This window comes from Nocardioides pacificus (genome assembly GCF_054775955.1).
In genome coordinates this window covers 514,260-526,975 of the sequence record NZ_BAAHCI010000011.1, presented here as the reverse complement: position 1 = coordinate 526,975, position 12,716 = coordinate 514,260, and the positions used below count along the sequence as shown (strand labels likewise).

12 protein-coding genes are annotated in these 12,716 nt (G+C 71.5%); 5 read left to right on the top strand and 7 right to left on the bottom strand.

Annotation, left to right across the window (positions count from 1 at the left end; all coding sequences use genetic code 11):
• Positions 1 to 147: 147 nt before the first annotated feature.
• Positions 148 to 1,389, top strand: a complete 1,242-nt coding sequence (locus ACYU7L_RS16095; RefSeq protein ID WP_460798608.1) for a PucR family transcriptional regulator — start codon at positions 148 to 150, stop codon at positions 1,387 to 1,389.
• A 239-nt stretch (positions 1,390 to 1,628) separates the two neighbouring features.
• Here ACYU7L_RS16095 and rpsA read toward each other — a convergent pair whose 3' ends face one another.
• Positions 1,629 to 3,104: a 30S ribosomal protein S1 gene (gene rpsA / locus ACYU7L_RS16090; RefSeq protein ID WP_460798606.1), complete on the bottom strand. Its 1,476-nt coding sequence runs from the start codon at positions 3,102 to 3,104 to the stop codon at positions 1,629 to 1,631.
• Positions 3,105 to 3,323: 219 nt separating this feature from the next.
• Positions 3,324 to 4,271, bottom strand: coding sequence for a phosphotransferase family protein (locus ACYU7L_RS16085; protein ID WP_460798604.1), 948 nt, complete (start codon positions 4,269 to 4,271; stop codon positions 3,324 to 3,326).
• A 52-nt stretch (positions 4,272 to 4,323) separates the two neighbouring features.
• On the opposite strand from ACYU7L_RS16085, the gene ACYU7L_RS16080 reads away from it, so the two are divergent.
• Genes ACYU7L_RS16080 through ACYU7L_RS16065 form a run of 4 tightly spaced genes read left to right on the top strand, consistent with a single transcriptional unit; the run spans position 4,324 to position 7,705 of the window.
• Entirely contained in the window at positions 4,324 to 5,118 is a 795-nt protein-coding gene (locus tag ACYU7L_RS16080; protein WP_460798602.1) for a hypothetical protein, read from the top strand.
• 48 nt (positions 5,119 to 5,166) lie between these two features.
• Positions 5,167 to 5,865: a class I SAM-dependent methyltransferase gene (locus ACYU7L_RS16075; RefSeq protein ID WP_460798600.1), complete on the top strand. Its 699-nt coding sequence runs from the start codon at positions 5,167 to 5,169 to the stop codon at positions 5,863 to 5,865.
• Positions 5,862 to 6,695 carry a class I SAM-dependent methyltransferase gene (locus ACYU7L_RS16070; protein ID WP_460798598.1) on the top strand — a complete coding sequence of 278 codons (834 nt, stop codon included), beginning with the start codon at positions 5,862 to 5,864 and terminating at the stop codon, positions 6,693 to 6,695. Before ACYU7L_RS16075 ends, ACYU7L_RS16070 begins: the two co-directional genes overlap by 4 nt.
• On the top strand, positions 6,692 to 7,705 hold the full coding sequence (locus ACYU7L_RS16065) for a hypothetical protein (protein ID WP_460798597.1): 1,014 nt from the start codon (positions 6,692 to 6,694) through the stop codon (positions 7,703 to 7,705). The genes ACYU7L_RS16070 and ACYU7L_RS16065 overlap by 4 nt, the downstream gene beginning before the upstream one ends.
• 55 nt (positions 7,706 to 7,760) lie before the next feature.
• Here ACYU7L_RS16065 and ACYU7L_RS16060 read toward each other — a convergent pair whose 3' ends face one another.
• From ACYU7L_RS16060 to ACYU7L_RS16040, 5 genes are all read right to left on the bottom strand, one after another.
• On the bottom strand, positions 7,761 to 8,738 hold the full coding sequence (locus ACYU7L_RS16060; RefSeq protein WP_460798596.1) for a PorA family protein: 978 nt from the start codon (positions 8,736 to 8,738) through the stop codon (positions 7,761 to 7,763).
• A 112-nt stretch (positions 8,739 to 8,850) separates the two neighbouring features.
• Positions 8,851 to 9,987: a glycosyltransferase family 4 protein gene (locus ACYU7L_RS16055; protein ID WP_460798594.1), complete on the bottom strand. Its 1,137-nt coding sequence runs from the start codon at positions 9,985 to 9,987 to the stop codon at positions 8,851 to 8,853.
• A gap of 26 nt (positions 9,988 to 10,013) precedes the next feature.
• Positions 10,014 to 10,790 carry a glycosyltransferase gene (locus ACYU7L_RS16050; protein ID WP_460798591.1) on the bottom strand — a complete coding sequence of 259 codons (777 nt, stop codon included), beginning with the start codon at positions 10,788 to 10,790 and terminating at the stop codon, positions 10,014 to 10,016.
• Between the two features lie 92 nt (positions 10,791 to 10,882).
• Positions 10,883 to 11,023 carry a hypothetical protein gene (locus tag ACYU7L_RS16045; RefSeq protein ID WP_460798588.1) on the bottom strand — a complete coding sequence of 47 codons (141 nt, stop codon included), beginning with the start codon at positions 11,021 to 11,023 and terminating at the stop codon, positions 10,883 to 10,885.
• A 39-nt stretch (positions 11,024 to 11,062) separates the two neighbouring features.
• Positions 11,063 to 12,715 carry a hypothetical protein gene (locus tag ACYU7L_RS16040; protein ID WP_460798586.1) on the bottom strand — a complete coding sequence of 551 codons (1,653 nt, stop codon included), beginning with the start codon at positions 12,713 to 12,715 and terminating at the stop codon, positions 11,063 to 11,065.
• Position 12,716: the final 1 nt, after the last annotated feature.

Sequence of the window (12,716 nt, the reverse complement as noted above, 5' to 3'; positions counted from 1 at the left end):
CGTGCGACGCGTCGAATGTGACGCCCCTCACCTTGGTCTCTGCGCCCATTCATCGAAATGGGCGCAGCGCACAAGATCACTCGTGCGCCTCGCCCCAATCCCCCCTTGGGGGTTGGCCGAATGTGCGCAGCGTGCAATCGTGACGGCATGTCCGTGACGCGTGCCACACCAAGGCCCGAGACGCCCGCGCGCCGCCAGCAGTCCGAGGACGACCTCAAGGCGCGGATCCAGGCCGCGTGGGCCACGCTGCTCGATCGCGCCGACGCCATCGCCGACGACATCACGCTCACCCTCCTGGACAAGGAGAAGGAGTGGTACGCCGACCAGCCCGAGCTGCGTGCCGACATCCGGGCCAACACCCGCGAGCACATCCGGCGCGGGATCCGGACCATGGCCGGACTCGCGGAGCCCGGTGAGGGCGCCGTCCACGTGTGGCGTGACACCGGCCGCCGCCGCGCGGCCCAAGGCGTGCCGATGGAGCACGTGCTGAACGCCTACACCCTCGGCACCCGGGTGCTGTGGGAGGCGCTCGTCGAACAGCGCGACCGTGGTGTCCTCCAGGCGGAGGACAGCGTGCTGCTCATCGCCGGTCAGCGGGTGTGGGCCGCCCTGGACCTCCAGGCCTCCACGCTGATCGACGCCTACAGACGCGAGAGCGCCCGGCTCGAGCGGCAGGACCGCCGCCGTCAGGAGCACCTGCTCGAGCGCCTCATCGAAGGGGGCAGCCACGACGCCGCCTTCCTCGTCGAGGTCCGCGAGGTGCTCGGCTTCGCCCCCGACGAGGCCGTGGCCTGCGTGGTGGGACACTTCGACGGCCAGCTCGACGGTCCTCTCCGGGCCGCCGACGATCGGCTCGAGCGCAGCGGCCTCACGTCGTACTGGCGGGTGCGCGGGGAGATCAACTTCGGTCTGGTCGCCCTCGGCACCCTCTCGATCGCCGATCTCATGGCGCTGCTCGCCCCCGGCGCCACCGGCCGGGTGGGGGTGGCCCAGAGCCCGGACGGGCTGGCCGGCATCCACATCGCCTACCGACTCGCGGAGAAGGCTGCCGGCACCCTCCCCCGCGGCACGAGCCGCGTCGTCTCGGTCACCGAGCGGCTCCCCGAGGTGCTGCTGGGGGCCAGCCCCGACGTCGCCCAACTGCTGGTGGCCGAGACCGTGGGCCCCATCCTGGCCCTCCCCGCGCAGCAGGAGCAGGTGCTGGTGGAGACGCTGGCCGCCCTGCTCGCCCACCACGGCTCCCCCACTCACGCCGCGGAGACGCTCTTCTGCCATCGCAACACCGTGATCTACCGGATGCGCCAGATCGAGGGCCTCACCGGCCGCAGCCTGGGTGACGCCCGTGACCGGCTCCTGCTCGGCCTGGCCCTCACCGCGCTCGGCCGCTGAGCGGGGCCTGGGCCGGGGAACTGCGCCAACCCTGTCGCCGTTTGGTCCCCAACGGCGCAGATTTCGGGCCGAGACATGTCGCCTCTGACCAATCGGCGCCCCCTCCGAAGGCCCTCGGTACGACGCGACCGCGGGCGCGCTGGCCCCGACGACCGAGGGCCCCGCCCACCCGGAGGTGGACGGGGCCCTCGGCCTCGTGCTCAGGTTCGCGTCGTCACGACGCGGACGGTGTCAGCCGATCAGGCCTGACCGCCGGTGAGCTTCTCGCGCAGTGCCTGCAGCGCCTCGTCGGACGCCAGCGAGCCACCGGTCTCGGCCTCGGCGACCTCCTCGGAACCGCTGGAGTACGACGTCGCCTCGCCGGCCTCGGCCTCGGCAACCTTCGCCTCGGCCTGCTGCTTGACGTGCGCCTCCCAGCGGGCGTGAGCCTTGGCGTACTGCTCTTCCCATGCGGCGCGCTGCTCGTCGTAGCCCTCGAGCCACTCGCCGGTCTCCGGGTCGAACCCGTCGGGGTAGATGTAGTTGCCCTGCTCGTCGTACGACGCCGTCATGCCGTAGAGCGTCGGGTCGAAGTCGTCGGAGTCGGCCGCAGCAGCGGTCTCGTTGGCCTGCTTGAGCGACAGCGAGATCCGGCGACGCTCGAGGTCGATGTCGATGATCTTGACCATGACCGAGTCGTTGACCTGCACGACCTGCTCGGGGATCTCGACGTGACGCTCGGCGAGCTCGGAGATGTGCACCAGACCCTCGATGCCCTCCTCGACACGGACGAACGAACCGAAGGGCACCAGCTTGGTGACCTTGCCCGGCACGATCTGGCCGATCTGGTGGGTCCGGGCGAAGTGCTGCCACGGGTCTTCCTGCGTCGCCTTGAGCGACAGGGACACGCGCTCGCGGTCCATGTCGACGTCGAGCACCTCGACGGTGACCTCGTCGCCCACGGCCACGACCTCGGAGGGGTGGTCGATGTGCTTCCAGGACAGCTCGGAGACGTGCACCAGACCGTCGACGCCGCCGAGGTCCACGAACGCACCGAAGTTGACGATCGAGGAGACGACACCCTTGCGGATCTGACCCTTCTGGAGCTGGGTCAGGAAGCCCTGGCGAACCTCGGACTGGGTCTGCTCGAGCCACGCACGACGCGAGAGCACGACGTTGTTGCGGTTCTTGTCGAGCTCGATGATCTTCGCCTCGAGCGTCTGGCCCACGTAGGGCTGCAGGTCGCGGACGCGGCGCATCTCCACCAGCGACGCGGGCAGGAAGCCGCGCAGGCCGATGTCCAGGATGAGGCCGCCCTTGACGACCTCGATGACGGTGCCCTCGACGACGCCGTCCTCCTCCTTGACCTGCTCGATGGTGCCCCAGGCGCGCTCGTACTGGGCGCGCTTCTTGGACAGGATCAGCCGGCCTTCCTTGTCCTCCTTCTGGAGAACGAGAGCCTCGACCTTGTCGCCCACGGAAACGACCTCGGAGGGGTCGACGTCGTGCTTGATCGAGAGCTCACGGGAGGGGATGACACCTTCGGTCTTGTAACCGATGTCGAGGAGGACCTCGTCACGGTCGACCTTAACGATGGTGCCCTCGACGATGTCACCGTCGTTGAAGTACTTGATGGTCGCGTCGATCGCCGCGAGGAAGTCTTCTTCCGACCCGATGTCGTTGATGGCCACCTGGGGCGCATCGTAGTCAGGAAGAATGGAGATGCTGCTCGTCATAAGGGAAGGATTTCCTTGGATGGATGGGGTCGTGCGGGAGCGCGGATGAGGTCCGATTTCACTACCGTGTTGACGCGTCGGGCGCCCCCTCGGGGGCGGCGACGCAGATAGCGAGCGAGGGTCCGCTCCGTCTGGAACCCAGGCAGACCTCGGCGCAGGCTAGAGACTACGCGTGTCGCGGGACCTGCGTCCAACCCGGACGGGCCTGTCGGGGCGGGCTCACGCCTGCTCCGGGCCGGCGTCCAGGTCCCCCGTGCGGGCGATGGCCCGCAGCAGCCCCGAGGCCGCCACCGTCGGGGGCGTCGGCTCACTCGAGGTCGCGAGGCGAAGCAGAGCCGCGAGATCCGCGGCGCGGGCCAGCTCCAGCGTCTCGCGCCGCGCGCCCCCGTGCCGATCGGTCCAGGCCGCCAGCGCCGCGTCGACGTACGACGGGTGGCGGTCGTGGCGCAGCAGGCTGCCCAGGTCGGTGAAGGGATGCCCGGCGTGGGCCAGCTCCCAGTCGATCAGGCCGAGGACCTCTCCGGTGCCCGGATCGACGAGCACGTTGGCCGGCGTCAGGTCGCCGTGCACCAGGCAGGCGCGCTCGGCGGTGTCGAGGAGGGCCTGCGCGTCCTCCGCGACGGCCCGCAGCCCGGCCAGCTCAGCGGCGGTCCAGGCGGCCGACTCCCCGTAGGGCCGCCCGACCAGCGCCTCCTCGCTCGCGTCGACGAGCGAGCCGAGGTCGGCGGGGTGGGATCCCCGCGGACCGATCCGCAGCTCGGCGTCGAGGAACGCGCCCCGGCGCAGCAGCGGCATCGCCGCGAGGGAGGCCGCCAAGCCGCCCAGGGCACGCCCCCGCGTCGCGAGCCCCTCGGCGTCGCCGGCTGCGGCGAGGTCGGCGAGCACCTGCTCACCGCTCTCCCCCGGCAGGTACGTCGTGACGAGCAGCGCGGGCAGCCCCGTGGCGGCATCCGCGCGACGTACCTCCAGCACACGCGGGACCGGCAGCAGCCCACGCACCAGGCCCAGCACCGCGGCGTCGACCTCGTGCGCCACCGCACCGCGCTCGCCGGGTCGCGCATAGATCCGCACGACGCTCCGCTCACCGCCCGCGTCGGCGAGGAACGTCTGACCCGACCAGCCGCCGGGCAGCGGCGCCAGCGAGGCGAAGCTCGACAGAGGGTCCACGGCAACGATGCTGTCATGTTCCTCGACGCGGCCGCGCGGTTAGAGTCCCCGCATGGGACTCCTGGACCTGGCCATCCTCCCCTTCCGGGTCGCGGCATCCGCCACCCACGTGACGCTCGCTCTCGGCACGCTGGTGTCCCCCGACGGCCCGATCCGGCGTCAGGGCGGCTACGCCGATCTGCTGCTCGGCGTCATCGGCGAGCAGGGCTATGCCAAGCAGCTCGTCCTGCTGCTCTCCGACGACACCGGCCCGCTGCGCCTCGCCTCCATGATCGCCGAGCTCACCTCCCCCGACCGGCCGCTGGGTCGGCTGCTGGAGCGCGACGGCGCACTCGACCGGCTCCTGGCCGAGGACGGTCCCCTGCTGCGCCTCGCCCAGCCGGGGGGTGTGCTCGACCGGCTGCTCTCCGAGGAGGGCGCGATCGACCGGCTGCTCGCCGAGGAGGGGGCACTCGAGCGGCTGCTCGCCCCGGGAGGTCCCCTGGACCAGCTCGTCGCGCCGGACGGGGTGCTCGACAGGCTGATGCGCGCGGGTGGGGCCCTTGACCGGTTGACCACTCCCGGTGGCGTCCTGGACCGGCTGCTGATGCCCGAGGGGCTCGTGGACCGCGCCCTGACCGAGGACGGGTTCCTCGAGAAGCTCGTCGCGGACGGAGGCACCCTCGACCAGCTCGTCGCGCTCGGCGACACCCTCGAGTCCCTGCAGCCACGCCTCGGCGATCTCGCCGCCCTGGTGCCGGACCTCTCGCGCAGCGCGGAGGCGTTGGGCCGTGCCGTGGGACCGCTCGGCGAGCTCGCCGGACGGATTCCCCTCAACCGCCGTCGGCCTCCCCTGCCCGGCCAGTAAGGTCTGCGCCAGGACGTCCGCCGCCTGCGGACGCGGCGAAGGAGCACGGTGGACGAGCAGGAGATCAGGAAGTCGGCGTCGCTGGAGGAGCGACACTGGTGGTACGCCGAGCGGCGCGCGCTGGTTCGTCGCCTCGTGGCCCCCCTGTCCCCCGGCCGGGCCCTGGACGTCGGCTGCGGGTCCGGCGGCAACACCGCCGTGCTGCGCGACCTCGGCTGGCAGGTCAGCGGGCTCGAGTACTCCCCCGTCGCAGCCTCCCTGGCCGCTGCGCGCGGTCTGCCCATCGTCCGCGCGGACGCGCGGCGCTTCCCCTTCGCCGACGCGTCGATGGACCTCGTCATGTCGACCGACATGTGGGAGCACGTCGACGACCACGAGGCGGTCGCCCGAGAGACCTTCCGGGTGCTGCGCCCCAGGGGCCGCGCCCTGGTCGCGGTCCCGTGCAGCATGAAGCTGTGGAGCGGTCACGACGTCGCCCTGGGGCACCTGCGCCGCTATGAGAAGGACGACCTCACCGCGCTGATGGAGAGCGTCGGCTTCGACGTGCGCGACGTGATGTCGTGGAACGTCCTGCTGCGACCCGTCGCCCAGCTGCGACGACGCAGCAACACCGGGGACAGCGAGATGGAGGAGGTCCACCCGCTGGTCAACGCCGGACTCCGACTCGCGGTGGCCACGGAGCGCTTCCTCCCCGTGCGCGACCTTCCCGGCATCAGCATCGTGGCCCGCGCCGTGAAGCCGCGATGAGCGACCGCCCGGTGCCCTGGGCCCCTCATCCGCCGGTCCGCGTGGAGCGGGAGCCGGTCAGCGAGGCCGACTCGGTCCGCGCCAACCGGCGCGACTGGGACGCCTATGCCGACGAGTACCAGTCGACCCACGGCGAGTTCCTCGGTGACGTCGGGTTCGTGTGGGGGCCCGAGGGGCTCACCGAGGACGAGGCCGGCTTCCTCGGCCCGCTCGCGGGCAAGGACGTGCTGGAGGTCGGCTCGGGGGCCGGCCAGTGCTCGCGCTGGACGATCGCCCAGGGCGCCTGGGCCGTCGGGCTCGACCTCTCCTTCCGACAGCTGCAGCACGCGCGCCGCATCGACGAGGCCAGCGGGGTCCCGGTCGCGAACATCCACGGCACCGCCACCACGTTGCCGTTCCGCGACGGCTCGTTCGACGTGGTGTTCTCCTCCTTCGGGGCCCTGCAGTTCGTGGCCGAGGCCGACACGGCCGTCAGCGAGGTCGCCCGTGTCCTGCGCCCCGGGGGCCGGTTCAGCTTCTCGATCACCCACCCGACCCGCTGGATGTTCCCCGACGACCCCACCGAGGCGGGGCTGACCGCTGCGCAGTCCTACTGGGACCGCCGCCCCTACGTCGAGGTCGACGCGGAGACCGAGCGGGTGTCGTACGTCGAGCACCACCGCACGATCGGGGACTGGGTCCGCATCCTGCACCGACACGGCTTCGTCCTCGTCGACATCGCCGAGCCCGAGTGGCCCGAGGGCCACGACCGGGTCTGGGGCGGGTGGTCGGGTGTCCGCGGCCGGCTCACGCCAGGCACGGCCGTCTACGTGGCGGACCTCAGGCGATGACGGCGTCCGCCCCCCAGTGGGTCGCGGACCCCACCGTCGTCTGGAACATCGTCCTCGCGGCCCGGCTGACCCGGGCACCGGACCAGGCGCGGCTCAGCGCCCGACTCGCCGACGTGGCCCGAGAGCACGGCTGGTCCGCCCCTGCGCTCACGACTGCCTCCGACCCCGATGACCTGGTGACGCGCTTCAGCGTCGCCCCGGCCGAGCCGCTGCTGGTCGGGACCAGCGGGGACACTGTCGTCGTCGCAGCCCATCACCAGTACGTCGACGGGCTCGGCCTCCTCGGCCTGCTCGGCCGCCTGTGCGACCTCGAGATCACCAGCAGCGCGCGGGGACTCGGCGAGCGCGAGGTCGCCTCCGGCGGGCTCCGCGCGCTGCTGCGCCGGCTCGGCGAGGTCGCGCTCCGGCCTCCGGCCCGGGTGGCCGCCGCTGCCGGCCGTGCGCGAGCGGAGACCGATACCTGCGTGGCCCGCCGCTGCCACAGCACGCCGCGGGTCGCCGACCTCGTCGTCGGCGCCGCCGCCGGAGTCGCGACGTACAACCTGGCCCACGGGAGGCCGGCCCGTCGCGTCGTCGTGGCGGTCGGTGCCTCTCGCCGCGCCGGCGACGACCTCGTTCTCGCCGACCGCAGTGCGCTGCTGCGCCTGCACGAGGTCGAGCGGCTCTCGCTCGACGACGTACGCCGTCAGCTGCGCGAGCTTCCTCCCGAGGCCGAGCCCGGCGGGGGCGGCCACCCGCTCCTGGCGCGGGTCATGCGCGTGGGCCTGCGTCTGCTCTCCGCGCGGCTGGGCTCGACCGTGCTGGTCTCGCACCTCGGTGAGGTCCACGCCGACGGCGTGGAGGACGTGGCGTTCTATCCCGTCACCGGCGGCGGTTCGGGTGTCTCCCTCGGATGTGCCTCGCTGATCGGCGGACCCACGACGGTGACGCTGCGAAGCCGGGGAACGACACACGGCGCCGACGCGCTCGAGGATCTCCTCGAGCGCATCGACGCCGCGCTGCCCAATTGAGAGGGCTCAATCGAGAGGCTGACTGAGAGGTCCCGATGGACCGGTCAGCCCGCCATCACTTGTTGAGCGTGACCGACTCGCCGCGGTGGGCGCTGCTCTCGGCAGCGCCTTCGTCACGACGACGCGCGAGCAGCACGCCGGCGACGATCAGGATCAGGCCCAGCAGCAGGGCGACGATCGGGAAGGTGCCGCGCATGCCGCTCAGCAGGAACGCCTTGCCGCTGTACTCGTCCACGTTCTCCTGAACCTGCTCGTCGGTGTACTCCAGGACGGCCTCGGTCGTCGTCAGGAGCTCACCCTCGTACTCGAGCTGGCTGTGCTGGTCCTCTGTGCGGTCGATGATCGCGCCGGTGACCGGGTCGACCCACATGGTGCGGGTGTTGCGGTAGAGGACGTTGGCCTCGACGGTGGACTCCTCCGAGCCCAGGATCGAGCCCGGGACCCAGCGCGTGCCGACCTCGGTCTCGGGGATCGTCTGCACGAACTTGTAGGTGTCGAGGCCCTTGACCTCCTCCTCACCCTCGTACTTCGCGGGGGCGGAGTCCTTCAGGTCGCCGTCCCAGAAGTCGTAGTCCTCCTTCTGGGTGTTGAAGGGGAACTTGAGGATCTGCCCCTTGCGGGTGACGACCTCAGCCTTGCCCTCCTCGGTCTCCTCGAAGGTGTCGCAGCAGTCGACGCCGGCACCCGAGACCTCGTCGAACGCGATGCGCTCCGCGCTGCGCGTGCGGACGACGCCATCTGCGTCGGTGACCGAGGTGGTCCCGGTGTAGATCAGGACGCCGTCCGGCGCGTCCTTGGTGGCCTCGACGTCACTGACGGTCCGGCTCACGGCAGTCAGGTCGGTGGTGAAGGTCTCCAGGACCTCGGGGTCGCTGTCGAAGACAGTCGCGCCCTCTGCAGCGAGCTTCGTGACGGAGTTCTGGTCGTCCGGGGCCACGGCGAGCGCCGGGTATGCGTAGAACCGCATCAGGGCGGCAGCCACCAGGAGGAAGACACCCAGTCCTACAAGGATGGGGCCGATTTTTCGACGCATGGGGGTGGTTCCCTCTCAGTCATGCGGCACGCGAACCACTCGCGAGCCGTGTGATGTTTCGTTAGTAGTGGTGGAAGTCTGGTGAGGCGGGACGCCGCCGGTGAGTCGATCCTCAGCGGCGGAGGCCGACCTCCTCGTCGACGAGCTGGCGGATCTCGCCGCGCATGCGCTGCCAACTGAAGGTGGAGGCCCACTCCCGGCACGCCTTGAACGTCTGGGCGCGGACCTCGAACTGCTCGAGCTCAGCGAGGGTCGCCCGCAGCTGCTCGGTGAGTCGGGTGGAGACCGAGTCGAGGTCTCCGGGGACGTCGGGGACCAGCCAGCCGGTCTCACCGTCCCTGATGGAGTCACGCAGGCCGGGGACGTCGCGTGCCACGGTCGGCACGCCGTATCCGGCGGCCTCCACAACCACCTGGCCCCATCCCTCGAGGTCGGAGGCGCACACGTGCAGCACGCTGCGGCGCAGCAGAGCCTCCTTCTCCTCCTCGGGGAGGAAGCCATGCAGCGTGACGCGGTCCTCGAGACCGAGCTCGGCGATCAGCGATCGCAGGGACGCCTCCTCGGGGCCACGACCGCAGATGTCGAGGTGCAGCCCCGGCCGCTCCTGGGCCAGTTCGTGGATGGCGCGCACGACCAGTCCGACCCGCTTGTGGGGCACCAGCCGACCAAGCACCAGGACCCGGTCGATGTCCTTGTCCTCGACGCGGACGCCCTCGTCGTCGGGGACCGAGGCGCCGTTGGCGAGGATGCCGATCTCGCCGCGGAAGCCGAGCAGGTCCTGCATCTCGTGTCGCGTCGAGTCCGACACCGCCACCGTGCGTGTGCCTCGATAGACGCGCGGCATCAGCCAGCCCTCGAGGAACTTGCCCAGCAGGGCCAGTGGGCGGGGAAAGTAGGCGTCGAACTGACGTAGGTGCACGTGGTGCACCACCAGCACGACCGCGGTGCGGCGCTGCAGGAAGAGCGGGGAGAATGACGGTATGCCGCACTCGGGGTCGATCACGACGTCGAGGCGCCGTCTGCGGGTGAGGAGGTACCAGACCACCCAGAAGTAGTAGGTGAACTGGCCGCCGCGTCGACGGACCGTGATGCCCTCGACCCGCTCCACCGGACGGTCACCCGGCTCACGTGCGGTGACGAACTCCACCTGGGCGCCCGCCTCGCGCAGAGCGCGGGCAGCCTCCCAGGCGTAGCGCTCGGAGCCCCCGGCGAGGGAGTGTCCGAGATCGCGCCAGTTCAGCACCGCCACGCGTGCGCCTGTGACCACCGCGGGCCTCAGCCTTCGGCCGCCGCCGCCGGGACGGCGACTGCGGGCACGAGCGAGGCCACCCGGGAGCCGGCGCGCACGCTACGCAGCCGCCACGCGATCAGCGCCAGGTCGCGGAAGGACCCGGCTCCGTCGCGGGCCGGTTCGAACGTCGAGCCGGGAACGTCGGTCCAGACGACGGGGAACTCGGTGATGCTGGCGCCGTGGGCCCGGGCCCGGGCGAGCATCTCGACGTCGAAGGAGAAGCCGGTGGTGCGCAGCTCGGCGAAGACCGAACGGGCAAGCTCTCCGTGCATCAGCTTGAAGCCGCACTGCGTGTCGTTGACTCCCGGCACGATCTGCGAGGCGACCCGGCGATAGGCGACGGCGCCCTGCTCGCGCAGCCAGGAGTGCCGCGCCTGCGTCACCGAGCCGGCGACGGCCCGGGAGCCGATCGCGACATCGGCACCCACGGCCAGCAGTCGCCAGGCCTCGTCCAGCGCCTCGAGGGACGTCGCTCCGTCCGCGTCCATGAAGCCGACGAGCTCGGCCTCCGTCGCCGCGACGCCGGCACGCACTGCCGCCCCCTTGCCCGGGATCGGGCAGGAGAGCACGCGCACCGGCAGGGCGAGGCTGTCCGCCTGACGGGCGACCTCAGCGGTCGCGTCCGTGCTGGCGTTGTCGACGACGATGACCTCGATGCGTCCGGGCAGCCTGCTGCGACCCACCACGTAGTGGCGAAGGTCGCGCAGCGTGCGCGGAAGCCGATGTTCCTCGTTGAACGCCGGAATGATCAGCTGCAGCAAGTGACGGCCCTCCCATCTGTTGCAGCGGGTGGACGCGACCGGAGCCGCGTCATGATGCTGACAGGGCCGCAGCCCTCGCCTGATGGGAGCTGTTACTCGTCCGCGTAGGTGTAGAGATCGGACGACGAGACCGGCTCGGTCTCGCTGCTGGACTGGTAGAGGTTGACTCCACCGACCAGCGTGACACTGGCCAGGACGCTGCCGACGACGGCAGCGATGAGGCTGTTGATCACGGGGTTCCTCCCTAGAACATATTTCAGGTGTGGCGCACACTACATCGTGTGACGCACTCGTGTGACCCAAGCCGCACCGACGACCAGACCAGTGAGTAACATAGCGGTCGCGATGCCCGTCCGACCAGTGATTGGGCGATCGGGAGCCACGGTCGCCCCGAGATCCAGCAGCCTGAGCCCCTGCCCCTCGTGGATGATGTCGCCCTCGGGGATGCGGCCGGTGCGATGCCCCTTCTCGACCAGCACCCAGCGGACCCCCTCAGCGCGCAGCGCGGCCGCCTGATCGGGGGCGGCCAGAGCCGCGGTGACCCGCTCCAAGGCCGGGTCCTCGGACGCGATGACGTCCTCGCCCAGGAGCACCCGGTCGTCGATGAGCACCTCGCCGGGGAAGAACCGCGGCGCAGGGTCGAGCACGGCGCGGTGGTCGTTCCACTCGAACCCGCGATAGCTGCCCGTCCAGGGCAGGACCACCGTCCGTGCCGGCCCCTCCTGCTCGAGCAGCGACGCCACGTCGAACCACTCCTGCGGGTAGTCGACCGGCTCCAGCCGGCCGGCCGCTCCCCACGCCAGGCTGGGGAGCAGCAGCACGGGGAGCACGACCACCAGCCCCACGACCGCGAGCAGCGCCTCGCGCCCGGACCCCGCCCGCTCGCGCAGCCAGACGAGGGCGCCGGCCAGCCCGGGGAGCATCACCAGCACGGCCGGAGCGAGGAAGCGGTGCGAATCACGCAGCATCGCCATTCCCGGCAGCACGTCGGCGATCCGGGCCAGCAGGTCCGCTCCCCCGGGTGCCGCGGGGAGCAGCGCCACGGCGAAGGAGACAACGGCCACCACCCCCAGAGCGCGCGTGGTCCCTTGCTGACCGGGCCGATGCGCGGCGGAGCGCAGACCGAGCAGCGCGACGAGCGTGAGGACGCACGAGGCGAGCACGAGCAGGGCGCTGGTCCGCTCATCCGGGTGGATCGAGGACTTCCAGATGCCGCCCAGCGAGAGCAGGCTCGCCACCACCCCGGCCAGGGACTCGCCGCGTGCGGCGAACTCGTCGAACCCGTCCGCGCCCCCCGAGGCCGCGGACACGGCGAGGAGCCCTGGCACGACCCAGGGGAGGTTCGTGAGGATCCACAGAGCCACGGTCAGACCGAGGGCACGCCGGCGACCAGCCACCACGCACACGGCGACCAGCCCCGCCATCAGTCCGGACGACGGGCTGGCGACCGCGCTCAGGGCGAGGATCAGCGTCAGGCCGGTCCACCCACGCCGTACGTCGTCGCGCATGGCCGCCGCCGCCAGGACCACCCACGGGAGGAGGCAGTAGCCCACGACGGTGGCCCACTGCCCGATCAGCAGGCGCTCGGCCACCCACGGGTTCCACACCCAGAGCACGCTGGCACCGAGTCGGGCGAACCAGGGGTACGCCGCCAGCATCCGCTCGACCCCCAGCACCCCTGCCACCAGAGCGCCCCCGAGCAACACACGCTGGACCACCCACCCCGGGACCACCTGGGTGGCTAGAGAGACCAGCGCATCCATCGGGACCGCCCGGGGGACGGACCCGTCGAGCCCGAGCCAGGCGTCCTTCCACGGCTGCTGGGGAGTGAACACCATGTCGCCGCGCAGCGTGTAGCCCGGCAGCAGCAGCACGGGCCCGAGGACGGCCACCGCTAGTCCCAGAGCCGTCAGCCACCTGCGCACG